The organism is Nibribacter ruber (genome assembly GCF_009913235.1).
Taxonomy (GTDB): Bacteria; Bacteroidota; Bacteroidia; order Cytophagales; family Hymenobacteraceae; genus Nibribacter; species Nibribacter ruber.
This window is the reverse complement of the sequence record NZ_CP047897.1, coordinates 2,846,102-2,870,678: the sequence shown is the minus strand read 5'-3', so window position 1 is coordinate 2,870,678 and position 24,577 is coordinate 2,846,102. Positions and strand designations below refer to the sequence as shown.

The 24,577-nt window shown below is 50.4% G+C and carries 26 protein-coding genes; 7 read left to right on the top strand and 19 right to left on the bottom strand.

Translation table 11 applies throughout. The features are described from left to right. Nucleotides 1-12: 12 nt before the first annotated feature. On the bottom strand, nucleotides 13-1,410 hold the full coding sequence (gene fumC, locus GU926_RS12105; protein WP_160692211.1) for a class II fumarate hydratase: 1,398 nt from the start codon (nucleotides 1,408-1,410) through the stop codon (nucleotides 13-15). A 147-nt stretch (nucleotides 1,411-1,557) separates the two neighbouring features. After that, on the bottom strand, nucleotides 1,558-3,096 hold the full coding sequence (locus tag GU926_RS12100) for a glycoside hydrolase family 10 protein (RefSeq protein WP_160692209.1): 1,539 nt from the start codon (nucleotides 3,094-3,096) through the stop codon (nucleotides 1,558-1,560). A 246-nt stretch (nucleotides 3,097-3,342) separates the two neighbouring features. On the opposite strand from GU926_RS12100, the gene GU926_RS12095 reads away from it, so the two are divergent. Next, a complete protein-coding gene (locus tag GU926_RS12095) occupies nucleotides 3,343-4,215 on the top strand; it encodes a DNA/RNA non-specific endonuclease (protein WP_160692207.1) in 873 nt (290 codons plus the stop codon). Between the two features lie 66 nt (nucleotides 4,216-4,281). Next, nucleotides 4,282-4,671, top strand: a complete 390-nt coding sequence (locus GU926_RS12090) for a nuclease A inhibitor family protein (RefSeq protein WP_160692205.1) — start codon at nucleotides 4,282-4,284, stop codon at nucleotides 4,669-4,671. A gap of 27 nt (nucleotides 4,672-4,698) precedes the next feature. Here GU926_RS12090 and GU926_RS12085 read toward each other — a convergent pair whose 3' ends face one another. Then, complete coding sequence (locus GU926_RS12085) at nucleotides 4,699-4,863, bottom strand: hypothetical protein (RefSeq protein WP_160692203.1); 165 nt, start codon at nucleotides 4,861-4,863, stop codon at nucleotides 4,699-4,701. A 240-nt stretch (nucleotides 4,864-5,103) separates the two neighbouring features. Continuing rightward, nucleotides 5,104-5,505: a hypothetical protein gene (locus GU926_RS12080; protein WP_160692201.1), complete on the bottom strand. Its 402-nt coding sequence runs from the start codon at nucleotides 5,503-5,505 to the stop codon at nucleotides 5,104-5,106. 6 nt (nucleotides 5,506-5,511) lie between these two features. Here GU926_RS12080 and GU926_RS12075 point away from each other — a divergent pair, with 6 nt between their 5' ends. From GU926_RS12075 to GU926_RS12065, 3 genes are all read left to right on the top strand, one after another. Continuing rightward, nucleotides 5,512-6,126, top strand: a complete 615-nt coding sequence (locus GU926_RS12075; protein ID WP_160692199.1) for a hypothetical protein — start codon at nucleotides 5,512-5,514, stop codon at nucleotides 6,124-6,126. A gap of 188 nt (nucleotides 6,127-6,314) precedes the next feature. Further along, a complete protein-coding gene (locus tag GU926_RS12070) occupies nucleotides 6,315-6,632 on the top strand; it encodes a thioredoxin family protein (RefSeq protein ID WP_160692197.1) in 318 nt (105 codons plus the stop codon). Nucleotides 6,633-6,639: 7 nt separating this feature from the next. Next, nucleotides 6,640-6,882 (top strand): DUF6952 family protein, encoded by a 243-nt coding sequence (locus GU926_RS12065; RefSeq protein ID WP_160692195.1) that lies wholly within the window; start codon nucleotides 6,640-6,642, stop codon nucleotides 6,880-6,882. A gap of 254 nt (nucleotides 6,883-7,136) precedes the next feature. Here GU926_RS12065 and GU926_RS12060 read toward each other — a convergent pair whose 3' ends face one another. The 6 genes from GU926_RS12060 to GU926_RS12035 all read right to left on the bottom strand — a co-directional run bounded on the left by GU926_RS12060 (nucleotide 7,137) and on the right by GU926_RS12035 (nucleotide 12,954). Next, entirely contained in the window at nucleotides 7,137-7,751 is a 615-nt protein-coding gene (locus GU926_RS12060) for a TetR/AcrR family transcriptional regulator (protein WP_160692193.1), read from the bottom strand. A gap of 87 nt (nucleotides 7,752-7,838) precedes the next feature. Beyond that, the gene (locus GU926_RS12055; protein ID WP_160692191.1) at nucleotides 7,839-8,480 is read right to left on the bottom strand and encodes a TetR/AcrR family transcriptional regulator; all 642 of its coding nucleotides are present in this window, start codon (nucleotides 8,478-8,480) and stop codon (nucleotides 7,839-7,841) included. Between the two features lie 155 nt (nucleotides 8,481-8,635). Beyond that, the gene (locus tag GU926_RS12050) at nucleotides 8,636-10,045 is read right to left on the bottom strand and encodes a glycosyltransferase family protein (protein WP_160692189.1); all 1,410 of its coding nucleotides are present in this window, start codon (nucleotides 10,043-10,045) and stop codon (nucleotides 8,636-8,638) included. A 36-nt stretch (nucleotides 10,046-10,081) separates the two neighbouring features. Next, entirely contained in the window at nucleotides 10,082-10,747 is a 666-nt protein-coding gene (locus tag GU926_RS12045) for a carotenoid biosynthesis protein (RefSeq protein ID WP_160692187.1), read from the bottom strand. Beyond that, nucleotides 10,744-12,231, bottom strand: coding sequence for a 1-hydroxycarotenoid 3,4-desaturase CrtD (gene crtD / locus GU926_RS12040; RefSeq protein WP_160692185.1), 1,488 nt, complete (start codon nucleotides 12,229-12,231; stop codon nucleotides 10,744-10,746). Before crtD ends, GU926_RS12045 begins: the two co-directional genes overlap by 4 nt. Before the next feature lie 282 nt (nucleotides 12,232-12,513). Continuing rightward, nucleotides 12,514-12,954, bottom strand: coding sequence for an SRPBCC family protein (locus tag GU926_RS12035; RefSeq protein WP_160692183.1), 441 nt, complete (start codon nucleotides 12,952-12,954; stop codon nucleotides 12,514-12,516). A gap of 352 nt (nucleotides 12,955-13,306) precedes the next feature. Here GU926_RS12035 and GU926_RS12030 point away from each other — a divergent pair, with 352 nt between their 5' ends. After that, on the top strand, nucleotides 13,307-13,990 hold the full coding sequence (locus tag GU926_RS12030; RefSeq protein WP_160692181.1) for a hypothetical protein: 684 nt from the start codon (nucleotides 13,307-13,309) through the stop codon (nucleotides 13,988-13,990). A gap of 97 nt (nucleotides 13,991-14,087) precedes the next feature. Here the strand turns inward: GU926_RS12030 and GU926_RS12025 are convergent, their stop codons facing one another. From GU926_RS12025 to GU926_RS12000, 6 genes are all read right to left on the bottom strand, one after another. After that, nucleotides 14,088-14,702: an FEKKY domain-containing protein gene (locus tag GU926_RS12025; protein ID WP_160692179.1), complete on the bottom strand. Its 615-nt coding sequence runs from the start codon at nucleotides 14,700-14,702 to the stop codon at nucleotides 14,088-14,090. A gap of 196 nt (nucleotides 14,703-14,898) precedes the next feature. After that, on the bottom strand, nucleotides 14,899-15,414 hold the full coding sequence (locus GU926_RS12020; protein ID WP_232058310.1) for a MepB family protein: 516 nt from the start codon (nucleotides 15,412-15,414) through the stop codon (nucleotides 14,899-14,901). A gap of 58 nt (nucleotides 15,415-15,472) precedes the next feature. Continuing rightward, nucleotides 15,473-15,814, bottom strand: coding sequence for a HepT-like ribonuclease domain-containing protein (locus tag GU926_RS12015; protein ID WP_160692177.1), 342 nt, complete (start codon nucleotides 15,812-15,814; stop codon nucleotides 15,473-15,475). Continuing rightward, the gene (locus tag GU926_RS12010; protein ID WP_160692175.1) at nucleotides 15,783-16,106 is read right to left on the bottom strand and encodes a nucleotidyltransferase family protein; all 324 of its coding nucleotides are present in this window, start codon (nucleotides 16,104-16,106) and stop codon (nucleotides 15,783-15,785) included. The genes GU926_RS12015 and GU926_RS12010 overlap by 32 nt, the downstream gene beginning before the upstream one ends. Before the next feature lie 134 nt (nucleotides 16,107-16,240). Continuing rightward, nucleotides 16,241-17,146, bottom strand: a complete 906-nt coding sequence (locus GU926_RS12005; RefSeq protein ID WP_160692173.1) for a tetratricopeptide repeat protein — start codon at nucleotides 17,144-17,146, stop codon at nucleotides 16,241-16,243. 108 nt (nucleotides 17,147-17,254) lie between these two features. Further along, nucleotides 17,255-20,197 carry a DEAD/DEAH box helicase gene (locus tag GU926_RS12000; protein ID WP_160692171.1) on the bottom strand — a complete coding sequence of 981 codons (2,943 nt, stop codon included), beginning with the start codon at nucleotides 20,195-20,197 and terminating at the stop codon, nucleotides 17,255-17,257. Nucleotides 20,198-20,506: 309 nt separating this feature from the next. Here GU926_RS12000 and fbaA point away from each other — a divergent pair, with 309 nt between their 5' ends. Continuing rightward, nucleotides 20,507-21,574, top strand: a complete 1,068-nt coding sequence (fbaA, locus tag GU926_RS11995; protein WP_160692169.1) for a class II fructose-bisphosphate aldolase — start codon at nucleotides 20,507-20,509, stop codon at nucleotides 21,572-21,574. Nucleotides 21,575-22,354: 780 nt separating this feature from the next. On the opposite strand, the gene GU926_RS11990 is transcribed toward fbaA, so the two are convergent. The 3 genes from GU926_RS11990 to GU926_RS11980 form a co-directional block, all read right to left on the bottom strand. Further along, complete coding sequence (locus tag GU926_RS11990) at nucleotides 22,355-23,152, bottom strand: TPM domain-containing protein (RefSeq protein ID WP_160692167.1); 798 nt, start codon at nucleotides 23,150-23,152, stop codon at nucleotides 22,355-22,357. Beyond that, complete coding sequence (locus tag GU926_RS11985) at nucleotides 23,149-23,610, bottom strand: TPM domain-containing protein (RefSeq protein WP_160692165.1); 462 nt, start codon at nucleotides 23,608-23,610, stop codon at nucleotides 23,149-23,151. Before GU926_RS11985 ends, GU926_RS11990 begins: the two co-directional genes overlap by 4 nt. A 168-nt stretch (nucleotides 23,611-23,778) precedes the next feature. Beyond that, the gene (locus tag GU926_RS11980) at nucleotides 23,779-24,357 is read right to left on the bottom strand and encodes a LemA family protein (protein WP_160692163.1); all 579 of its coding nucleotides are present in this window, start codon (nucleotides 24,355-24,357) and stop codon (nucleotides 23,779-23,781) included. Nucleotides 24,358-24,577 lie beyond the last annotated feature (220 nt).

The window sequence follows — 24,577 nt, the reverse complement described above, 5'->3', positions numbered from 1 at the left end:
GCTAAAAACGGTTTAGCTTTTTAAAGAACCAATCATGTCTTCTGGTCTCACCCATTCGGTGAACTGCTCATCTGTCAACAAGCCTAAATCCAAAGCGGCCTGACGAAGCGTAGTGCCTTCTTTGTGCGCTTTCTTGGCAATCTTGGCGGCGTTGTCATACCCTACGTGCGGGTTCAAGGCGGTTACCAACATGAGAGAGTTCTCTAATTGGCGCTTGATGACCTCGTAGTTCGGTTCAATGCCTACGGCGCAGTGCTTGTCAAAAGAATCACAGGCATCGCCTAATAATCTAGCGCTCATTAAGAGGTTGAAGATCATCACCGGCTTGAACACGTTCAGCTCAAAGTGACCGTTCATGCCGCCCACAGAGATAGCTACGTCATTACCAATCACCTGCGCACAGACCATGGTCATAGCCTCGGCCTGGGTTGGGTTTACTTTACCCGGCATGATGGAAGAACCCGGCTCGTTTTCTGGGATGATGATCTCGCCAATACCAGAACGAGGACCAGAAGCCAACAGACGGATGTCATTGGCAATCTTCATCAGGCTCACGGCAATCTGCTTCAAAGCACCAGAAGTTTCTACAATGGCGTCATGGGCAGCTAGTGACTCAAACTTGTTCTCAGCAGTTTTCAACGGAAGGCCAGAGAACTCAGAGATTTTCTTGGCCACCAGTTCGGCGTAGCCTTGCGGGGTGTTTAGACCAGTACCAACGGCAGAACCGCCCAAGGCTAGCTCACTTAGGTGGTCTAGCGTGTTTTTAAGGGCGCGCATGCCGTGGTCTAGCTGTGACACGTAACCAGAAAGCTCCTGGCCCAGGGTCAGCGGCGTGGCATCCATTAAGTGCGTGCGGCCAATCTTCACCACGTTCATGTACTCCTGTGACTTGGCATGCAGGGTATCACGCAGCTTTTGAATCATGGGCAAGGTATGCTCGGCCACAATTTTGTAGCCGGCAATGTGCATGGCCGTCGGGAAGGTGTCATTAGAAGACTGAGACTTGTTCACGTCATCATTGGGGTGAATCTGCTTTTTCTCGTCCATCAAATCGCCGCCTAGCAACACGTGCGCGCGGTTGGCTACTACCTCGTTCACGTTCATGTTGCTCTGCGTACCAGAACCGGTCTGCCACACCACCAGCGGAAACTCGCCTGCCAGGTCACCAGCCAGAATTTCGTCGCATACACGGCCAATGATTTCGGCTTTGTCCTGAGACAGAACGCCCAACTCAGCGTTGGTGTAAGCGGCGGCTTTCTTTAGAATAGCGAAGGCCTCAATCACCTCGGTGGGCATTAATTGACCGCCAATGGTGAAGTTGTCTTTAGAGCGTTGCGTCTGGGCGCCCCAGTATTTATCTGCGGGTACCTCTACCGGTCCCATGGTGTCTTTCTCTATGCGTATGCTCATGTCTATAAGATATAAAGTGAATACTGTAGATACGCTCAAAACTACGCAATAATTATAAAAAGCGCGCGCGATTGAAGACTTCCGTTTTTAGCTTATTTTCTGGAAAACTGCCCAAAAACGGTTCATGGCAGAAACCTTTCTCCTGTTTTACCGCCGCTTAGCTCTCACGGTCTCAGAAGGTCGGCTTTCATTGTGCAATCGGTCCACGGCGGTTACTAGGTAGGTGTACTTTTGGCCAGAAATAGCAGATGTGTCTAAATAGGAAGTACCGCCATGATGTATTTTCAGGATATGCGCTGGGTTTTCCATATCAATATCAGTGCCTTTAGGAGCCCGGTACACTACATAATAGCGGGCCGTTTCTCCGTCTGGGGCCGGCGCAGGCGCTTTCCAGGCGAGGTGAATGCCGTCAAGTGTGTTCGTGGCCTTCACGCTTTTTGGTGCTAAAGGCGCTACGTCATCCAGCCAGGGCATGGTAGGCACCAGCGCGGGGTATTTGTAGAAATTCTGCCGTAGACTGTCCTGTACGCCCAGCGGATTACTCATGACGGATTTGGAGCTGAAGAACACGCTCCCGTGCACGTTGGGCGTCTGGCGGTTCAGGCGCAGTTGGTTGCCGGTCTCCAGCGGGTTGTACCATTCCTTGACTTTGGCGTCTGTGTTCACTCGGTAGGTGCCCTGGCCAATGTACAAATGCTTCCCGAAGTTATTTTTACTCCACCAGTCCAGCAGTTTGGCGTAGTCGGCCACTTGGTACCCGATGGTGAAATAGAGTTGAGGTACGTTGTAGTCAATCCAGCCTTTCTCCAGCCAGCCCCTGATGTCTGCGTAGAGTTGGCCGTAGTTGGTGAGGCCGTTGGTGTCTGAGCCAAGCGGGTCTTCCTTCTTGTTGCGCCAGATGGCAAACGGACTGATGCCAAACTTAACATGCGGCTTTATCTTCTTTATTTCAGTAGACAAGACTCTGATGACCTCGTCCACGTTGTGGCGGCGCCAGTCATCCTTGGTGGCAAAGCCTGCGCCGTACCGGGCAAAATCGTCATCGTCCGGGAAGGTATCTCTGGTGGGGTACGGGTAGAAGTAGTCGTCAAAATGGATGGCGTCTACGTCATAGCGCTGCACTACGTCCAGGATGATGTCCACTATGTATTCGCGCACTTCGGGCAGGCCGGGCTTAAAGTATTTTTTGCCGGCGTAGGTCACAAACCACTCGGGCCGGGTCTTGGTGATGTGGTTGGCGGCAATGTTGGCGCTGATAGTGTCATGGGTGGCCCGGTATGGATTGAACCAGGCATGAAACTCCATGCCCCGCTTGTGCGCCTCCTCAATCTGGAACGCCAGCGGGTCATACGGCGGATTGGGTGCCTGCCCCTGCTTCCCTGACAGCCAATGCGACCAGAGTTCCTTGTTGCTTCTATACAGCGCGTCTGTGGTGGGCCGCACCTGCACCACCAGGGCGTTGATGCCGTTTTTCTGGTGCTCGTCTAGAATATACTTGAACTCCTCCATCTGCGTCACCGGCGAAAGTCCTTGCTGGCTGGGCCAGTCAATGTTGGCCACGGTGGCAATCCAAACGCCCCTGAATTCGCGCTTGGGAGCAGTCTGGGCCTTGGTTTTAATAGCGAAGAAACTTAAACAGAAAGACAGGATGAGCAACGAAGGCAGGATGCGGGGAGAAAGCTTCATGTGAGAGACGAGGTAAACTGGAAAGCAGGCAAGTAACCGCCTTTTTGGGTTTCTTCCAACCGGTTTTTCAGGGTGGCTTCGTTTTTGGCCTATTTCCTGGAAAACACGCCAAAAACGGATGCGCAGCAAGAAGGTTACACGAAATCGGTTGCCAGAAAAATAATATAGGATTTTGCTATATTTTGTTTTGTATTAGGTTGTTAGGCCTTATATTTCTAGAACTTTCAACCAACCTAACCCCCTTCCATGAAAAAATTTTATCGTCCGTTGGTACTGGCTTTGCTGGTAGGTTTTAGTGTGTCCTGTAAGAAGGAAATGGTAGAGCCCAAAAATTCCCCCGTGGCGACGGGGACTGAAGATGCTACCGCCACCAAAGACTCACACCTCACTATGGGCAATCCCAGCAGTGCAGGCACCAGCTATAGCAATTACCTGGTGAGCAAATCACAGTACGTTATGTCCTACAACAGCTACCGCGGCACGCCCAACTGGGTAAGCTGGCACCTGAGCAGCGCCTGGGTAGGCAGCACCCCGCGCCAGGATGATTTCAGGGCAGACACCTCCCTGCCAAGCGCTTTCTACCGAGTAACTTCTTCTGACTACACCGGTAGCGGTTTTGACCGGGGCCACAACTGCCCATCAGCAGACCGTACCTTGACTGTGACGGACAATTCTGCCACGTTCCTGATGTCCAACATGATTCCGCAGGCGAGTACTAACAACCAGCAGACCTGGGCCGGCCTGGAGAACTACTGCCGTAACTTGATCAATGCCGGAAACGAGTTGTACATCATCATGGGTAGCTATGGCGTGGGCGGTACTGGCGTGAATGGCTACAAAGAAACCATTGCCGGCGGCAAAGTGACCGTGCCTAACCGTATCTGGAAGGTGATAGTGGTGTTGCCTAACGGAACCGGTGACGCAGCCCGCGTGACTACCAGCACCCGCGTCATTGCCGTGAACACGCCTAACACCACCAGCATAAGCAGCACGTGGGGTTCTTACCGCACCACGGTAGACGCTATTGAGGCCGCTACGGGATACAACATTTTGTCTAACGTGTCCTCCACGGTACAAGCCACCATTGAGGCCCGCGTAGATTCTGGTCCAACCCAATAAGTGTATTTCATTGGCGGGGCTGCTCTTCTTTACTAGGAAAGTGGCCCCGCTTTTTTTAGTAAAGCCATGTCATCTAACTATCAAGAACTTGAGCAATTGAGCCAGAGCCTGTTGTTCATCAGTGAGAGTGAATACCCGCTAGAGCCGTTTGCCTTGCCCGCAGGTACCTCGGGGCAGGAGGCAAGCAGTTTCTTAAAAGCCATAGGTCAGCCAGAACAGACGGTAGAGGAAGTGACGGTGGCGCATTTCTTCCGGAACATGGTACGCCCTTCTGAAGAGGATGCTATACAAAACCAAAACGCCCAGAAGTTCATGGCCCTGCAACAGTGGCTGGAGAAGAATCTAAAGGACGTAAAAGTGTACAGACTAGGTCAGACGCAGGTGCAGGCCTATGTGGTGGGCCAGGCCGAAGACCAAACCTGGATGGGCGTAAAAACCACCTTGATTGAAACCTAACAGCCGTTTTTACCAGAATAGGCACCTCTATCTCCTTTTAGACACAATGTAGGCCAGACCGCTGGAGAACAAGACCGTGAGCAGCCGCAGCCAATCAATCTTGCCGGTGGTGTAATAGGTGATGCCCAAAGAAATAAGCGCCAGCCCGGCGGCTACCGTGAAGAGGATAGAAATGGCCCATCTGTTTTTCATGAACAGCTTTGTGGATAAGGGAGTGGAGAGTCTACTACTACTTGGGGTGTCTACGAAAATACCTTTCCTGCGGCAAAAGCCCAAAGGCCGGTCGTTAAAATTTGAATCCTTTCCTTCGGCCCAAGCCGGCCAAGATCCGTCGTTTTTGGCTTGTTTTGGGTAAAACAGCCCAAAAACGGCCTTGTTCCTTCCTCTCTCCTTCGGCCTGCCGCAACTCTTTCTTTTCTCTGATAAGGGAAATTACTTCGGCCCTTCTGTAATAATTTGGTTCTCTGCGCTACTAATAGGCAAGTGCCTGGGCTGCCCTCTTGAACGGTTGTTCTGAACGTACCTCACCCAGCAGACGTCAATAACAAGAAGCATAACTGTTTCTGTAGAAGACGGCAATGCGCTGGCTAGAGGGAGTTTATGAAAGAAAGATGCCTGCTGAACGGCGGTGGCCCCGGTTCCCAAGGTAAAGTAAATTTTACTGTTGTGTGTAAAAAGCCCGATGCTCCAGGCGTCGGGTTTTTTGTTGCCCGTCGTTTCTGGCTTGTTTTCTGGGAAAGAGGCCAAAAACGAAAGCGCCGCAGATCCGTTGCATTGCGAATGAACAACCTGCGCCCCATCTTTGTCTGTAAGGAAGTTATCTGCTACCTTCAATCCCCTATGGTGCCATTCTACAAGCGTGTAGTGACAATATGCCTGCTGGGCCTGGCGTGCGCCTGTACAGACACGCCTAGGCCAGAAGCGTACCCAGACACATCGGGGGCGGGGACTTCTCATACCCAGACGGTAGCCTTACAGGAGAAACCAGAAGCGGTGGCCCTGGCCGTGGGCGACTCAGTGGTGCATTTAGTGGAAGGCTCCTTTTTGCAGTTAGCCGAAGGTCAGCCCCGCGCCCAAGCCCTTTTTGTGGCCCAGCCCGACAAACTGCCTGCCGTGCAGGTGCTGTTGCAGCGCTACCAGGCCCGCCTGGAAAGAAAGCCCCTAAGCGAGAAACAACTAAAAAGCGGCCGGTACCAGAGTACTTTCTTTTCGGGCAGGGCGCCGCTACAGGCCCAGGTGCAGCAGTCTCAAGGCCAGCTCATCTATCAACGCCCCATCCAGGTCAAGCGCCGAAACTGTGCCAGCTGCGATGAGCCCAGCCTCCTCAACTTCATGGCTCCTGATCTGGACCAGTTGCGCGTCTATTCTACCCAGGGCCGCCCCGAAGGGTTTGAGGTGGGAACCGTCACCGGCCTGTGGGTCATCTACTTCCCTACCTCGGGTATACGCCCATGACAGGCCGTCTGGCGCCTGCGGGCAGCAGTATACTTTAGGTGACTCCTTTTCCCGTAAGGTCATAGCATAAGCAAACTTTCTGTGGTAATTTTGCGTTTTGAAGGCGTTTTTATACAAAAGGCACTCAAACAATACGCAGGCCCGCTGGTTTGCAAAAAGATAATCCTTAAAACTAACTGTACTGAGATATGGCAATCATACAAGCAAGTGACGCTGATTTTAAAAACGTGCTGGAAGGCAATGAGCGCGTAGTGGTAAAATATTATGCAGACTGGTGTGGCAACTGCCGCCTGTTCACGCCTAAGTTCAAGCGCCTGGCCGCCAATGAAGAGTTTGCCAACGTAGCCTTTGTAGACGTGAACGCTGAAACCAGCCCAGAGGCCCGCAAGCTGGCCGGCGTAACCAACCTGCCCTTCTTTGCGGTGTTCAAGAACGGCGAGCTGGTAGAAGGCTCTGCCACCAGCAAAGAAGAATACGTGGTAGAAATGGTTAGAAAATTAGCGTAAGTAGATTATGAAGATACCTGCCATCAAACAACTGGTAGAGACGCAGACCTTAGAGAGCCTGCGCGCCGCCGAAGAGCAATTGTTAAACGAAGAAACCCCGGCCTTTGAGATCATTGGCGAGGACGAAGGCGAGAAACTTACCCATGTCTTTGGGGCCATCTTCATCCTCAACCACATGGAAGACAAGGGCTCAGACTTTAAGACCGCCCTGCGCGAGTTCACCCAGAAAGTGAGAGTCTCCATCAACTAATACAAAAAAGGCCTGTCTGGTAAAGACAGGCCTTTTTCTTGGTATATGCTTGCTGCTCTATTAAAGAATCGTCCTAAGTTGGTCTAACCCATTTCTAGGGCACGTCAACGGTAGGTTTATGCTTCCGATGGTTGGATGTGTACGGGCTACGGCTTCGTTTTTGGCCTATTTTCCAGGAAACAGGCTAAAAACGGTTTTCCAGTTCGGCAGTGCCAGAGTAAATACGAAACCGTCACGTCAACCGCGCCCCGGTTTTAGAAAGAGGCTGTGCGGCTGAAGAACTCCTCGGCCTTTTTCATGCCTTCTTCTGTGCATAAACCTCTTATGTAGTACAGGAATATGCTTCTGAAGGCCTCGCCTAAGTTGTAGGTCTCCGGCGGAAAAACCGCGGGATTCACCAGCATGGCCACCTGCTCCATCAGAATCTTGGTCACCAAATGGATGTTGATATCCCGGCGCAGGTCACCGCCCAGCACGCCTTCATTGAGCAGGTCATGCACCAGATGGGCCGAATAGCCGCTGTTATAGTCCAGGTAGACGTTCCAGGCCCTGGGGTAATGTTCAATGAGCTCTACAATGAGGAGCGGGTTGGCCTGGCGCAGAAGCTGCAGACCATGTTCCACCACCATCAGCAGTTTTCTCACGGCAGAGGACTCGTTTTTGAAAAGGGCGGCATGCGCCTGCTTGCGGCCCTGCACGTCATACTGCACCACCTCCAGCACCAAGTTCTCCTTGCTCCCGAACAGTTCCTGAAAAGTAGCCATGGAGATGCCCAGGCGATGAACCAACTGCTCCTCAGAAATGCCGTGCAGCCCTTCTTTTTGTAAAAGGGCCAGGGCTTCTTGTAATACCGTGTTTTTAATGGTCATGCTGATTTCTGTTCCAAGAAGGTGGATGAGGGCAGGTTTCTAGTGTCAGAAAATAAAGATACTCATCTTCCTGCTATGGTTTAGGTTTTATTCTCTCTCGCTCCCAGCGGGGAGGTTGAAATCACATAACAAATTTTCCAGGGAGAGATTCCCTTTGTCCGTGGAAATCCCTTTTAAATAGTACCGGAAGATTCCCCTGAACACCTCGGTGAGGTTGTACCGGCTGCCCGGGAACAGACTCTGGTTTAAGAGCATGTTTATCTGCTCCAGCAAGACCTTGGTCACAATCTCAATGTTGAGGTCCGGCCGAAGGTATTTCTGCTCAATGCCCTTGTTGAGCAGGTCGTAAAAGAGGTAGTACGAGTGAATTTGCACGTGGCGCAGGTACAGCATCCAGACGCGCGGGTAGAGATACTGGATCTGAACGAAAAAGCTGGGATGAATTTGCTGAAGCTGCAGAATGTGATGGCGCAGCATGACCACCAGTTCGGCCAAGGGATGCGGATGGTGCTGTTGCAAGGCCAGTTGGGTTTCTCGCTGCTCGGCTAGATACTGCTCCACCGCCTGCCGTATGAAATCCTCCTTGTCGGTGAAAAATCTTTGGAACTCCTCAGGGCTCAGAGAGAACTCGCGCAGGATGCTTCGGTAGTTGATTTCCTTTATGCCGTTGGCACAAAAGAACCGCATGGCGCTGCGTAAAAGCTCTTCTTTGCTGATGGAGTGCTGCATATCCTGTGAAGCTTGGCCCTAAACAAATTTAACCTTTCTTCTTAGAATAGCAAATAAATATATATGATTTCTTCTATTTAATAATAGTATGCTGAAGCCTCCACTCTCATCTGGATTTTAAGAGCTAAGTCCTGTGGATAAACAAGGAGCTTCTATTATTTTTTCTGATACAAACGCATATAGACCTGCCCCCTTCGGAGTTCTTTGATGACTTGCCAACCGTCACTGTTCAAAGAGGCAAGTTCTTGGTCTGTAAAGCCATTGAACACGTTGGAATAGAGAATATAGGTTTGCGTTGACAGGTCTTTAGGAGCCAGGGTGCGGGTGTCAGTTGTAAGATCTGTGGCAGCCGGTGAGGCCAGGTTAGGGAAATCTGACCCTACCTGCTGCCAGGGAATCTGCCGCTGATTCAGGTAGTGGAGCATTTCTTTCCGCAGCTCATAATAAGGCAGATGAGCCAAAGTAGCATCCCAACCCTTGGCAATGCGTTGTGGATAAACCCAGAAATGTCCGCTGACCAAACTCAGTGCCAGCAAGGCCGTTACCCCCCAACGTGGTTGTGGGTTCTTTAAGAGCAAAAGCAGTCTGGCCGTAAGTAGCCCCAGGAAAACATATACCACCAGCCAATACCTATGCGCAATGGGATTGGTGAACCAGACCAGAATTAAACCTAGAGTGAGAAAAGGCACCAAGAGAAGCAAAATCAGCTCCTTTACATCTAAAGGCAGCTTTCTTCTCATCTGCCAGAGCAATACTAAGGCAGTTATCCACAGCAAGATTCGGCCAAAATCTATGAGCCGCCAAATAAGAATGCCTATGTTTCTAAAGAAGCCAGTCAAGTTTACCATGGTCGCATAAGCTCCCCAGTCTGATCCTCGGTTAAAGCCCACCCACCCGAAATGCTGGAAATGAAGCACCAACCATAGCAGAAGAACTATTCCAGTCGGGAAATACCTTTTACAGAACAGGAAGAGATATTCCTTGGTTAAACCACCGCCGTGCAGTCTGTGGATAAGTAGGTCTGTCAGGAACAATGCAGCCACCATTATCTGGCCTCTGGGGCTTAGGAGGACCAACGCGATTAAGCAGACGGCATATAGAAGTGCACCCTTGCGGAGTAGAGAATTGATAGCCAGTAGATAAAAGAAGACTAAAACTACATCTGGAGCCATTTGCGCGCTTTGAGCCACCAGCGTTGGGTCTAGTAAGACTAAAAGAAGGGCTATGCCTATCCAGAAAGTAGGAACATACCGCTTGGCTAGCAGATAGACTTGCCATACAATCCCCAGCAGAAAGGGTAGCATTAAAAAGTGGCTAACCACTAAGGTCTTATCGAAGAGCTTCCAGCCAAAGGCCAGATACATACCAAACAGCGGCGGATAGCCCGCTATCTCCTGCGGGACGAAGAGTGTGGAAAAGTTGGTCTGGTAATACCATTGCCCATAGGTAGAGCCTAGCAGAATGCTGTCCCAGAAGAAGCCGTTGTGCCGCACCCAAACCGTGAGCAAAACGGCCAATAGGCAGAACGGAATGATAAAGGGAAGGCTTTCCTTGAGAGTTTTCAACAATGCATTGAGTTTACTCCCAAGTTACCAATTGTTTCAGATAACCCACCACAGCCCCAGGAAAAACAGCACCTGCACTCCAAAAACCCAGGGCGCAATGGGATTGTCCTTTTGAAAACGGGCTCTATGGAAATACATCTGCAGCAGCAAGGCCACTACAAACCAGCCTATGAAATTGGAGAACGGAATCTGGTTCTGGTGCCAGGACCAAAAATCAAATCGCACAGCCACGGGCTCAATGAGAATGTCCAGTCCCACCATGATCAAGGCGCCTAGGAGCGCCCTCAGAAACCAGTGCGAGGCAAACCGTTGCACCAGGTGCCCAGAGCTATACACCAGCATAAGCCAGTTCAAGCCTATCAACAAAGGGATTTGGTGTAGCTTAAATCCAAGGGCTGCCCCATAGGTGTATTCGCCAAAAAGCAGGCCTGTATGCACGCCTACCCATTCAAACAGAAAGCCAGCCGCCCAGGCGGTAAAAGCAAACAGAAGGAAGGACGGCCGCCAGTCTCTGTGGAAAAGAAACAGAATGGTGTTGGTGAGAAGGAGGTTAAACGGCACCAGGGCAATAAACCAAGGCTCATGGTCACTGAATCCCAGGCCCCAGAAGCCCACGGCATAGAACAGGAACAACACGCCTATGCCAACAGCAAGGAACCGTTCTCTAAACGGGACAGAAGAAGAGCGAAGCGTTGAAATCATGGTAAAACAGAAGTTGAAGGAGCCGGCACCAGGTCACCCACAATCTTAGCCGAAAGCAGGCACAACGGGATGCCTCCGCCGGGGTGAACGCTGCCCCCCACAAAGTAGAGTCCTTTGAGTCTGGATGAAAAATTTGGGTGGCGCAGAAAGGCGGCCATCTTGTTGTTGGAACTGCTTCCGTACAAGGCACCGGCAAAAGAAGAAGTGTCTGCCTCAACGCCTTTGGGGTCCCATACCCGTTCTGCAGTGATTAATGGCTCTATGGCTACACCCAGCACCTTGCTCACTTTCTGCAAAACGGCGGTGCGCGTCTGGGTTAATAACGCATTCCAGTCCTGTCCCTCATTGTGCGGCACGTTGACCATGACAAACCAGTTCTCATGGCCGGAAGGCGCGTCTTCAGGGGAATATTTGGAGGTGATGTTCACATACACCGTCGGGTCTGGGCTCACGGTTTTCTTCTGGAAGATGTGCTCAAACTCCTGTTGATAACTTTCACTGAAGAAGATGTTGTGGAGGTCCAGTTGGGGGAAGCTGCTGGCAATGCCCCAGTAGAAAATGAGTGCGCTGCTGCTGCGGGGTTGCTTAAGCGTGGTTTCTGGGGCAGGCTGCGTGGGCAAAAGCTTTCTGTACGTGGGCACAATGTCCATATTGCTCACCACCACCTGAGCAGGATAGAATCCTTGGTTTGTTATGACGCCTTGGGTGTGTTTGCCCTTCACCAGAATCTCCTGCACCGGCTCCTGGTACCTGAACTCTACTCCCAGTTCCTGCGCCAGTTTTACCAGGCTTTGCGCAATGGCATAGATTCCTCCCGAAGGGTAAAACGCGCCAATGTTGAATTCTAAATGCGGAATCAGGTTTAAGGTGCCCGGTGCCTGGTAGGGGTCTGAGCCATTGTAGGTAGCATACCTGTCTAGCAACTGCACCAACCTCGGGTCTGAGAAAGCTTGGGCGTTGGCAGCATGCATGGTGGTCATCAGGCCTAATTCAGGAAGGGCCGGCAACGTTTTCAACACGTCTGGGCTCAGATACGTGTTTACTTTGTGCAGGGACTTCTGCAGAAAGGTGGCCTCCGTGGCATGGTACAACCTGGCTACTTTCTGTAAATGCGCTTCTACTTTCTCTTTGGGTACCTGTAGCTTGTCCTCAACCTCGCGCGCGAAGTCACTGGCGTTGGCATGAGCGGTTAACCTGGTGCCGTCTGGCCAAAAATATTGCGTGACTACGGGCAGCCGCTGGTACTTGAAATAGTCTTGCGGGCTCCGGCCAGCCAACGTAAACAGTTCGTCTACTAGATGAGGCAGCGTGAACAAAGACGGGCCCGCATCAAAGCGATACCCGCCGGGCAACGTAAACTGGGTCATCTTGCCCCCGAAGCTGGCGTTGGTCTCCAGCACAGTCACGTCATAGCCTTTCACCGCCAACCGTATGGCCGCGGCAATTCCCCCAATCCCAGAACCTATGACTGCTGCTTTCGCCATGTTGCCAATCTACGCAGAATCGTGCTTTTTGTGGGCATAACTCTTGACTGCGACAGAATGTTTTGTGAAGGTACGTTAACTGCCTTCCGGTTTCAAGTTGATTTCTGGGAAACAGGCAAAAAACGCTGTTCCTTCTCTCAGAGGGAGAAGGCTTGGATGAGAAAGTTGGCGTTGGAGACGTAGAGACAACGGCACCGCCCTGTCTCTGGCGCATTGCTACCTTTTACTTGTCTTATTCCGGTTTTGGCCTCTTTTCCCCAAAACTGACTAAAAACGCAAGTCCTACGCCTTCCCGAAAATCCGTTGATAGACGGGGCCTCGCAGGGCGAACTGGGCATATAATGCCGGGTACACCAGATAGTCTAACACCTTATTGCTAGTCCTGAACTCGATCAAGTCATGGATGATGCTGTAGCTGCCGTGGTGAGTGATGAGGTGCTGGTGTCGCCAGAAGGTGAGCGGGGCGGGGAGAATCTGGCCTTCATCTGTGAACCACGCCTCCTGTTCGGTTAGGTGCCGCTCGGTGATGAGGCTGGTCCAGCGTCTTTTCAGTGGCCCTACGCTCAGCTCAATTTCTACCTTGTCGCCGGGGTGGCTGCCGTCAAACCTGAGGACGTTCATTTTAGGAAAGGCCGGAGCAAACGCTTGGAACAGTTCCAGGTTAAACTGGTTCAGGACGGCTATATACGGCTGGGCTACGCGGGTTTGAAGGGAAATTTTCAAGGAGTCTGGGCTTTATTTCTGTATAACCAGTACGGCGGCAGTAGGTTGGGAATCTTGGGAAGAATCTTCTGGCATGGCATTAGCCGGCAGGCAGGCAAACAAATGAAGGATGGCTGGTTTTTGGGCTGTTTTCTGGGAATCAGGGCGAAACCAGGTGCTTTCATTTAAAATTTTGGAGGCGCGGTAGGGGTAAAAATGGTTTCGCGCATCTAGTAGAAGTAGGCAACCTTTTCCCACCCCCACGCATCTTGCCTGCAAACAGACCCTAGAAACGTAAGGAGAAGTGCACGTCTCTTTGGTTCCTTTTGTCTGGCTGAGAACCTTTTTGATGATCCGTTTAAGTATCTATACCATGAAACCGAAGCATTTTGTTGTGGTGGCCTTGTTGGCTGCCGTTTGTGGCCTGCCGAGCTGCAACCAATCCAGAAACATCTACACCAGTCCCTCTTTTACCGCGGTGGCCAAACAGCACAAGACCATTGCCATCTTGCCCTTTGATGTGAAAGTAGGCCTCAGGCCCAACGAGCAGCGCGCCATGACCGAAGAGCGCCATTATGAACTGGAGCGCCAGCACGGCCGAGCCATTCAAGGAGCCTTGCAGGTACATTTCTTGCAGACCATCAATAAGAACAAAGAGAAGGTACACGTGCAGGACGTAGCCACTACCAACGCTATTTTGATGGAGAAAGACATTCAGCCCGAGGAGTTGGTCAACTTCACCCCAACGGAGCTGGCGTCTATGTTAGGCGTTGATGCGGTCATGATGGGCACCTTGACCACTGACAAGCCTCTCTCTAACGGCGTGGCCGCCGCCATGGCCGTGTATGATTTGTTGGCCACCCCAAACTTATCCATGGGAGGTCCCACCAACACGGGCATGGCCGTCATGAAGATTTATGATGGCGCCACCGGCAGTCTGCTCTGGAATTATGAAAAAGGCCTGGCGCGCTATCTGGGTAGTGATACCAACACCATCACCAAAGCCATTACCCGCAAAGCGGCCAAGAAAATACCCTACGCCAAGCTGAAAGCGTAACGACACGTAAATGTGAACCCGCAAAAAGCTCCGTCTATTTCTGATAGGCGGGGCTTCTGCGTTTTTAGGCTGTTTTCTGGAAATCAGGCCAAAAACGCTACTCTATCCCGAAGGGATGCAGCGGCAGGTCTTTCTTCCAGCCTTCGCCGTACTTCTGGTTTAGAAATGCTTCTAGCCTTTTGTTATGCGCAGTGCTGGCCTTGAGGGTGAGCGGGTCCATAATGCAGTTCTTAGAGATATACCCAATGCCGTATTTCTCTTGGAACGTGCCAAAGTCTAGGTTGAGTTGCTGAATGCTATGGAAGATAAACTCTACTTTCCCTTTGGTGATCATGCTTTCCAATTGCGCGTCTTCCAACTGGGTGATTTCCGTCTCAAAGCTGATAGTGATGGTATCCTGCTTTGCCGGCTTCTCCTCTAGCCTTACCGTGATGATGTTTTTGTTTTCAGTGATTCTGGCTGGGTACATAGTGTAGGCCTCAAACTCATCTGTCCTAAACCCGAAGCTGTACTTCCCTTTCTCTGGCAAGGTCACCGTAAAGCCCTCTGCTGAGGTGATGTCTAGTGTTTTTTCTAATTCTGGGATGTAAAACTTTCCCGCCGTCAGTTGTTTCCCGGTTCGGTTCTCAAAGATGACGTGCGCGGTGATTTCCTTGGCTTGGGCAACGATGAGGGTGAAGAGAAAAAGGACGGTGAGGATACAATTTTTCATAGCTGGTCTTTGGCTGGGTAGTAGGTAAGTGATCCAATACTTTCTAGTTACCAGAAAAATGACAGGACAGCTAGCGCCCGCCTCACCTTTAACAAAACATTAACCTTTGCCTGGCATAAAAAAGCGCATCCATTTTTAGTGGATGGGCCCTCCGTTTTTGGCCTGTTTTTCTGGAAATAAGCTAAAAACGGAATAATTACAGATGGTTGGTGTACAACTCCTTCGCGCGGGTTACATCTGGCGCAGAGTGCAAATCTAGAAAAAACGCCAACTGCCATTTCTGTGATTGCTCTGCTTGTTTGCTGTGTACCACATCCCACGGCGGATACACCCTAAACGCCCTCTTCCCTTCTTTTTGCTCTGTAGAGACGATGCCTTTTTTGATAAGAGCTGCTTTGGGAAACACAAACTGCCCGAAGCGATTCTCCGTCCTGACATTCACCGTGTAGTAGTCAAACGGGTCAGTCTCGAAGAAGGGCGCAATGATGCCTTTCTCATTCCTTTTCCAAAAGGTCACAAACTGCCCCACCTTCTTGGGCGTTACCTTCGCCTCTCTGCCCAGCACCACCGCTCCATTCACCCTAAACCGACAAGCTTTATATTCCTGGCTTTCTGGCTCCACTACAAGGTCTGTGATTTGAAGGGAACACGCCTCATATACTTCTTTTATAGCATTTGCTAATTCGCTATTCAGGGTTTCTGTTTCAATCACGGGAATTGGGATTGATGCTCCTTTTAGTGGTTGGATAGAAAGTGTAATGCTTTTGGTGCTAGAGCCTGTTCAGCAATTTGTCTATCTCTGCTTTTAGCTTTGGTAAATGATTGATAACAATAGCCCAAATGTTCTCATCTGAGATATTATCGTACGCATGAATTATGTGATTTCGCAGACCTACTATTCTTCTCGCGTTTTCAATCGGAAAATTAGGCTCTCTTAACAGGATTCGGTTCATGGCTTCACCAATGATTTCCAGATTTCTTTCTGTTGCCCGCTTAAGGAGGATGTTGGATTGAAAGGAATGAAAGGTTTTAGGATAGATAGTGAAATATTGTTCGGTCTCTTCTATAGCCTGTAGTATGTCAAGCAGCCACTTTTCTATTCTCTCGTCCATAGATTAGTTTTTTGGTGCTATCAATTGACTTTTGCAGAATAGGATTCTTAACGGTCTGTTCTTCGACTAAGTCAATAGGCCGTTGCAACAGCTTTTCCAACGCCTCCTTCAATTCCATGTAGTTGTCGAAATAATAGTAAGGGTCAACGTCCCCAAACTTAACTAAGAAGTCTATGTCACTTTCGGCGCGGAATTTATCTGATAGAATGGAGCCAAACACAAATAACCTGTCCACCTTATGTATTTGGCAAAGTGCTGAGATGTTCGCGATATTTTGTTCCACTACATTCATAAAGCAATATATAAACACTTATTCTGTTTAGCGTCGAATTAGCATATAAGGTTTTTCTTCAGTTTTTAACAAAGGTTAGTTTAAACGGCGAGGCTGTCTTCCGATGGCTGATGTTTATACCATATTGTTGCAAGTTATTTTGATACTCTTTTATGCAATCTATAGTAGTATTGAGACTTTAACGTATCATGATTCTTCTCATAGGCCACTGAAATATTTATCAGTTCAGTCGCTACGTATGCAGAATCTTTGAAACGTGTTAGTTTTTGGTCGGCCGCCTTTTGGAAATACTCAATCGCTTTTCCATAGTTCTTTTTGGCAAAATAGATGGCTCCTATATTGTTAACCGTCGAACCATACCTCTCCATCTCATTGTTTCTTTTATAATACCCTTTTAGAATCTCGCAAGCTTTCAAGGCCGAATCGTAATGGGCATTGTAAATATCAAGCCTCACTTTTACAGTTGCTGCCGTCATCATTAGAGATGAGTCACCTTTGGAAGTGCTGTAGACATGGACTGCCTCTAATAGCTTTTCTGCTTGTTGGTACTCCCGTTTCATGATAAGTATCTCAGCCAAGTTTACTTTTGCCTCATACCAGTATATGCTATCAATACCAGTGGCTTCTCTATTTTCCGAGAATGCCTTATGCAATGTAGTCAGGGCTGAGTCAATCTTTCCAGCTTCCACATAGACAAGAGATAGCCTCTGGTAAGCACTTAACGTAGCAAATCCCTTACTCTTTCCCAAGAAAATGGACTTCCTTAAATAATGAGCTGCCTTTTGGTAATCGTGGATACTCTTATATGTATTCCCTAGCCTTTCATGTGACTCAGCCAAAAAGGCACTTTCTGGGAATTCCTTTTCAGCGTACCCCACCTGTTCTTTTGCTATTGTTAAGGCTTTGCTGTACTCTTCTGCCTCAGATAGCCTCCAGTACTCATCTATGCTCTCTAACCATACTTTTTCTGTCGGTTCTTTAGCGGGAAGACCACACCCTAGAAATAGAAAAAGCAAGAGTGTATAAGGTGAATTTTTCATCTTTTAATTTGCCACAACATATGGATAAACGCACCATCATCTTTTCAACTCTGATAAGTGGCTAAGGCGTTTCCAGCCTCTTTCCCCAAAAATTAACCCAAAAACGCCTTAGCTCAGCAAGCTCTCAATATCCTCTTTGGTGAGGTTTTTAATGACGGCCTCGTCCGTAGAAATCAAGTCTGAGACCAGTTGGAGTTTCTTGTCTTGCAGGGCCAGAATCTTCTCTTCTACGCTGTTCTTGGTGATGAACTTGTAGGTGAAGACGGTGTTCTGCTGACCAATGCGGTGGGCACGGTCTACGGCTTGGGCTTCTACGGCGGGGTTCCACCAGGGGTCCAGAATGAAGACATAGTCGGCGGCGGTGAGGTTGAGGCCCACGCCACCCGCTTTCAAGGAGATTAAGAAGACGGGTAGGTTGGGGTCGTTCTGGAAGGTATTCACCTGGGCCTGGCGGTCTTTGGTGGAGCCGTCCAGGTAAGCGTACTTAATCTTGCGCTCGTCCAAAGAAGCGCGCACAATGTCCAGGTGCTTCACAAACTGACTGAAGATTAAGACCTTGTGCCCTTTGCTCACCACGGTCTTGGTCAGGCGCATCACCTCGCCCAGCTTGCCAGATTCCGCCTCATAAGACGGGTCGGCCATGCGGGGGTGATTGGCAATTTGGCGTAACTTCATCAAACCCTGCAAGAGCATGAACTGGCTTTTAGCCGCGCCCTGCTCCTCAATGGTCTTCAGGATTTTGTTGCGGTAGAAAGACTTGGTCTCCTCATAGGCGTGCTCCTGCTCCTCGGTCATTTTGCAGTAGGTGATTTGCTCAATCTTTTCGGGCAGTTCACGGGCTACCTGGCTTTTATGCCGGCGCAAAATGAACGGCTTTATAAGGGCGTGCAGGCGCTTGGTCTTGTGCTCGTCTTTGAGCTTCTCAATGGGCTTCAGGAACTCCTTCTTAAAAAACGCCTGCGTGCCCAGCAAACCCGGATTGATAAACGACATCTGGCTCCAGAGGTCCATGATGCTGTTCTCTACGGGCGTACCCGTCAGGATTAACCTGTGCTTCGACTTGAGCTCCCGGATGGCTTCTGAGGTATTGGAGTTCGGGTTTTTGATGGCTTGGCTCTCATCCAGAATGATGTAGTCAAAGTAGTATTTCTGTAGAAGCTCTGAATCCAAGCGCACAATACCATAAGATGTCAAGACCACGTCATAGTGCTTGAACTGTGACACGTTTTTAGTGCGGTACGTGCCCGTGTACACCAGAATGCGCAGGTGCGGAGTGAATTTCTGGGCCTCGGCTAACCAATTGTAAATCAAAGAAGTAGGCATAACCAGCAAGGAAGCACTCTGCGCGCCGTTCTCCTTGCGGTGCTGGAGCATGGCCAGTGTCTGCACGGTTTTTCCCAAACCCATGTCATCTGCCAGACAACCGCCAAAATGGTAGTCTTGCACAAAATGCAACCAGTTATAACCAGCCTTTTGGTACGGACGCAATTCGCCTTTAAAGCCTTCGGGCAGAGGCTTGTCTTCCACCATCTCAAACTCGCGTAGCTTCTCCAGCTTGCGGGTCATGGTGACGGTGGCCAGGTTGCCGTTCTGCAGGTCACTTACCAGTGCCAAGTGATGCTTGCGCAGTTTCAGTTCATCGTCCTCACCTTCGGCAAACGCGAAGAGCTCCAGGTACTGCGTAAACCATTCCTCGGGGATGATGGCAATCTGACCATTGGGCAGTTTGTACTCGCGCCGTTTGGTCAAAATATGATTCCTGAGCTTGATAAACGGAATCTCATACGGCCCGAAGCGCACCGTCCCGTAAATGTCAAACCAGTCGTTGTTCTCATTGATGCCCACGTTCACCGAGGTCTCCCCGATGAAGTAGTTCTTGTCTGATTGGTTCTGCTTTAAAGAGAAGCCCAGTTCCTCGAGCGCACCCGCATATTGGTTCAGCCAGCTAAACGCAGAGGCCTTGTCCAACACCGCTTTCCCGTTTCTAATTTCTAAGCCCCGACTGGCCAACTCGCGCACAAAATGGCGCTCCTGCTCCAAATCCCGGTGCACTCTATGGAAGATGTAAGAATCAGGCGTTTTCTCCACGCTCACGCTCATCTTTTTGGCATCCTGCATGGGCAGGTGATACGTGCCGTACTGGAAGTTGAGCTGAAACACCATCTTCTCGGCGCCAGACGGCTGTACTATCTCCTCTTCTTCCAGCATCTCACCGCCCGCCGTGAACAAGGCCACTGAGGTCTCTGCCACCGCCAGTTCTGAGAAGACAATCTGCGGTTGCGGGGTATAGCGCTCAGACTTTATCAAGAAGCCTCGGGCATACACGTCAAACTGCTCTACCAAAGGGGCCACGAACTTGCGGTAGTAGCTGTCTTCCACGTTACGGGGCACTACAATAAAGCGCTTGTTCAAAAACGGCTGAAGCTTCTTGCCGTCCACCTCTTTCTCAAAGTTGTAGAGCGTGTCATTGAGCAAGAGCCAGGCCGGCTCATGGCATACCAGCACCGCGTCCTTATACTGGAAATCTATCCGCTCGCCTTGGTACTTGATGGTAGGAAAGTAGTGGGTATTGTCTGCGTTGCGCACAAAGTGGAACAGCACCGTGGCCTTTTCAGTGGCCGATTGAATGCGCTTCCAGGTAGGCTCGCCGTCCTTGCCCATGATGAACGTCATCTTGTTCTGCAACAAGGTCAAAATCTTGGCCATGCGGGTCTGCACGTAATGCAAGATGTTTTCCTGTAACAGCTTGTCGCCTTTTACGGGGTCATAGGTCTTCAGAAAGAAGTCGGCCAGCGTGCCTTTCTTGACGGCAAACTTCTTGAACACCGCCTCTTGCTGAATCTGGTCTATGAGCTTGATGAGCTGGAAATCGGTCTCGTCCAGCCTTGAAGCAAACTCGTCTGCGTTCTTGGCCGAGATGTTCTGGTGTTGGAGCGTGAGCTGTTTCTTAGAGTTGACCTGAATCACAAAAGACTCAAACAGATAGCCCAGATATTCATGCTCTAACAAGGAGTAGATAATCTGAAAAGGCTGTGTGGTATAGACTTTCATGGCAGGCGCAAACAATCTTAACTTTGAAAGTACTACTTATTTTGTAGCCCGCCTGAGAAAAAGCGAGTTTTTTACCTTGATAGTGGTATAGCGCCCGAAACCGTTTTCGGCTTGTTTTCCAGAAAAGAGGCTAAAAACTGAGCCTTTTCCCATGAAAAAGCGTAGGCAGTGCGCTGATGTTCTCTAATTGTTGGGCTTCCTGCTTTATTTTGAATACAATTGCTTCTTAAGGCGCAAATCCAAAGACAGGAAACCTTAGAAGCTAAGCAATAATTAGTTAGTTTTGTCCAAAGACCAAAAAGCCAACCCATGCCTAAATTTAGATCTGGTGTTCTGCACGGCGACGAAGTGCAGGAACTATTCAAGTACGCAAACGACAATAACTTTGCATTGCCAGCCGTGAACGTGATTGGCACCAACTCCATCAACGCTGTGCTGGAAACCGCCAAGGCAGTGAATTCCCCCGTTATCATCCAGTTCTCACAGGGCGGTGCCCAGTTCTTCGCCGGAAAAGGCTTGAACAACGACGGACAGGCCGCCGCCATTGCCGGTGCCATCTCGGGCGCTCAGCACGTGCACCTAATGGCCGAGGCTTACGGTGTGCCGGTTGTATTGCACACAGACCACGCCGCCCGCAAACTCCTTCCTTGGATTGACGGCTTGCTGGATGCTGGTGAGAAATACTTTAAGCAAAATGGCAAGCCATTGTTCAGCTCGCACATGCTAGACCTTTCTGAAGAAGAATTGGAAGAGAACGTGAGCACTTGCGTGACGTATTTGGAGCGCATGAACAAGCTGGGCATGACCATTGAAATTGAGCTAGGCGTGACCGGCGGTGAGGAAGACGGCGTAGACAACTCTGATGTGGACAGCGCCCACTTGTATACCCAGCCTGAGCACGTAGCCCACGCCTATACTGAGCTGAACAAAGTGAGCAACCGCTTCACAGTGGCCGCCGCCTTTGGTAACGTACACGGTGTGTATAAGCCTGGTAACGTAGAGCTTCGTCCAGAAATCTTGAAGAACTCGCAAGAGTACATCCAGGAGAAACTAGGCACAGGCCCTAACCCGGTTGACTTCGTGTTCCATGGCGGTTCTGGCTCAGAGAAAGAGAAAATCAGAGAAGCCATTGAGTACGGTGCCATCAAAATGAACATTGACACAGACATGCAATGGGCATTCTGGGACGGCGTGAAGAACTACTACGAGAGCAAGCGCGACTATCTGCAAGGCCAAATTGGCAACCCAGACGGCGAAGACAGCCCGAACAAAAAGCACTACGACCCACGCGTTTGGTTGCGCAAAGGCGAAGAGGCCTTCATCACCCGCTTGAAAGAAGCCTTTGAAGACCTAAATTGCATCAATCGCAACGCATAGTTTTATATATGTTGATGTGCTATTTTGGTGCATATGAACAAATGGAAAGCCGGTCCTTTAGGGCCGGCTTTTTGTTTTTTTCCTGTTTTCTGGAGAATATGCCAAAAAGGGATATTGTCGCAGACACTCGCAGGTCCTGCCGGACGCTACGAGGTCTTTTGAGTAGCGGCAGATGCGTTAGGATAGAATCGTAGAGGCAACGGCACCGCCTTGTCTCCCGCCTTCAAGGCGATGCAGGCATTGCAACGTCTCCCACCGCAGTCCGCCCGCCCTTGACCGAGGGAAAAGAGACTGGTCAATTTAAGTCTCTTTTCACGAGGGAGAAAGTAATGGCTTATCCATTGGCAGTGGCGTAAGCTGGCTATGGAGCAAATCACTTCTCACGGTGCACCTTAATGAGCCCCGCCCTGTCTGAGCGGTCAGCGAGTTCGGGGGCTCTTGATTCTTTTGGTTACTTTTCTCATCAAGGAGAAAAGTGACAAACCCGGGTAGAAAGTAAGGAAGAAGATGGTTGAGAATGGCAGAGCTGGGAGGTAGAGGCCATGTTAGGTCGTTGGTGAGAACACCAACAACGGCGCGCGGTATTGACCAGTTGGTGTAAACACCCCTCTACTGAGCTACGCTCGCTACCTCAAACTCTCGTTTGGGTAATCCTCAAGGGGAGAATCTGCGTTGAGTTGCGCTAGTCACGATGGGAAACAGAAAAGCGTTTTTGGCCAGTTTCCGAGAAAACAAGCCAAAAACGCTTCTTCATAATTTCTACAAAGCGAAAGCTTCCTGCTACCAATCAGAACCGGCGCCGCCACCTCCGAAGCTACCGCCCCCGAAGCCGCCGAAACCACCGCCTCCTCCTCCAAAGCCACCGCCGCCGCCACCGAAGACGCCGCGTCCGCCGGAGAAGTCTCCGAAGATGATAGGCGGAATGAAAGGTCCGCCCATGCCACGCATTCCGCGCCGGCCGCCTTTGCCACCGCCGCCTCTGCGACTGATCAAGAAGATAATCAATAGGATGAACAGGATCACCCAGATGCTGGAGCCGCCACCTTCGCCTTCTCCCTGTCGTTGTTTGGGATCTGCCTTATACTCACCGGCCGCGCGGGTAATGATTTGCGTGGTGGCCTGGTCTAAGCCCTGGTAAAACTGCTGCTGTTGGTAATTGGGCTTTAATGTACCTTCTGTAATGCGTTTGGCGATGGCGTCTGGCAAAACGCCTTCCATACCGTAACCAGTGGCAATGTACACCTTGCGCTCGTTGACGGCGGTTAAAATGAGAATACCGTTGTCATCCTCTTTCCCGCCAATGCCCCACTGTTCGCCTAGCCTGAAGGCATAGTCAGAGATGTCATAAGGGCCAATGGAGGTGATGTTGACAATGGCAATCTGGGTAGAGGTACTGTCACTGTAGGCAACCAGCTTCTGCTCCAGTGCCGCCTCTTCCTGCGGACTCAGAATATCTGCCAAGTCATTGACCAGTCTGGGTGGTGTGGGCCTGGGCGGAAAATCTTTGTCCTGCACCTGGGCAAAGATGGCAAACGAGTATAAAAAAAGCAGCCCTAGAAGCCAGATGTGTTTTTTCATGCGGAAGGGTCTTCTTTAGGGGTTCCGAACGAGATGCTGTCTGACAACTCGTTCACGTCTTTGTGCGCGCCAGCGTACGGGAAATAGCTTTTGAGCTGCTCGCCGGCCAGTCTTATGCCTTTGGCCAGGCCCTCGGCGTATTTTTCTTGCTTAAAGTCTTGGATGACCTGCTGGGTGATGTCTTCCCAGAAATTGGCGGGTACCACCGCGTTGATGCCGCCATCGCCCAGCACGGCAAATTTGTGGCTTCGGAGAGCCACATAGAACAGCACGCCATTGCGCAGCTTGGTCTCGTGCATATGCAGTTCGGCAAACACCTGAGCGGCCCGGTCCAGCACGTTAATCTCGCATGTATTTTCAAAATGCACGCGTATTTCGCCAGAGGTGTTGCGCTCGGCTTCCTCAATGGCCGCTACAAGGGCGGCCTCGTCTGCTGGGGTAATGATATCGCGCGGCATTTTTATGAGTCTTGAGTTCTGAGTCGTGAGTCTCGAGTCAATTATAGAATATGCGTTTTTGGCCTGTTTTGGGTAAAACAGGCCAAAAACGATAAGGTGGTTTAGGCAAGCACAGACAAGGAGACTTGAAGCAGTCTTACGTCTTGCGTCTTACATCTTGCGTCTATTTTAGAACTGTACGGTTGGGGCTTTCTGAGCACCGGCTTCGGCCTCAAAGTAGCCTTTCTTCTCAAAGTCAAACCAGCCGGCGTAGATGTTGCGCGGGAACGACCTGATGTAGGTGTTGTACTGCTGCACCGTCTGGTTGAACTTGTTGCGCTCCACAGAGATGCGGTTCTCCGTGCCTTCCAACTGAGCTTGTAGCTCCAGGAAGTTCTGGTTGGCTTTCAGGTCTGGATAGGCTTCTACGGTGGCCATCAACCTAGACAAAGAACCGCTCAACTGGCTTTGGGCCTCCTGGTATTTGGCTATGTTCTCTGGCGTGAGGTCATCTGCGTTCAAGTTGATGCTGGTGGCTTTGGCGCGGGCGTTAATCACGGCCTCTAGCGTTGATTTCTCAAAGTTGGCGGCACCTTTCACAGTGTTCACCAGGTTAGGAATAAGATCGGCGCGGCGTTGGTAGGCGTTTTGTACCTGTCCCCACTGGCCAGATACCTGCTCGTCTAGGGTGACCATCTCATTGTATCCGCAAGAAGACTGCGACACCAAGACCACCAGTCCGAAGAAGTAAAGCAATAATTTTTTCATAGTTGTAGGGTAGTTTTATCCAGCGTGTAATATAGTTCTTTTACCGTATTTACCGCACGTTTTCGGTTCGGGTACTTCTCATACGCACAATCCCATAAAAATATACGTTTTTGGGCTATTTTCCGGAAAGGAGGCAAAAAACGGAGGCAAGAGGAAGAGCCGCTCAGGGAGACTTGGCCCTTGTTTTGCGCCGGTTCTCTCTCTGCTCTTTCAGAAAAGC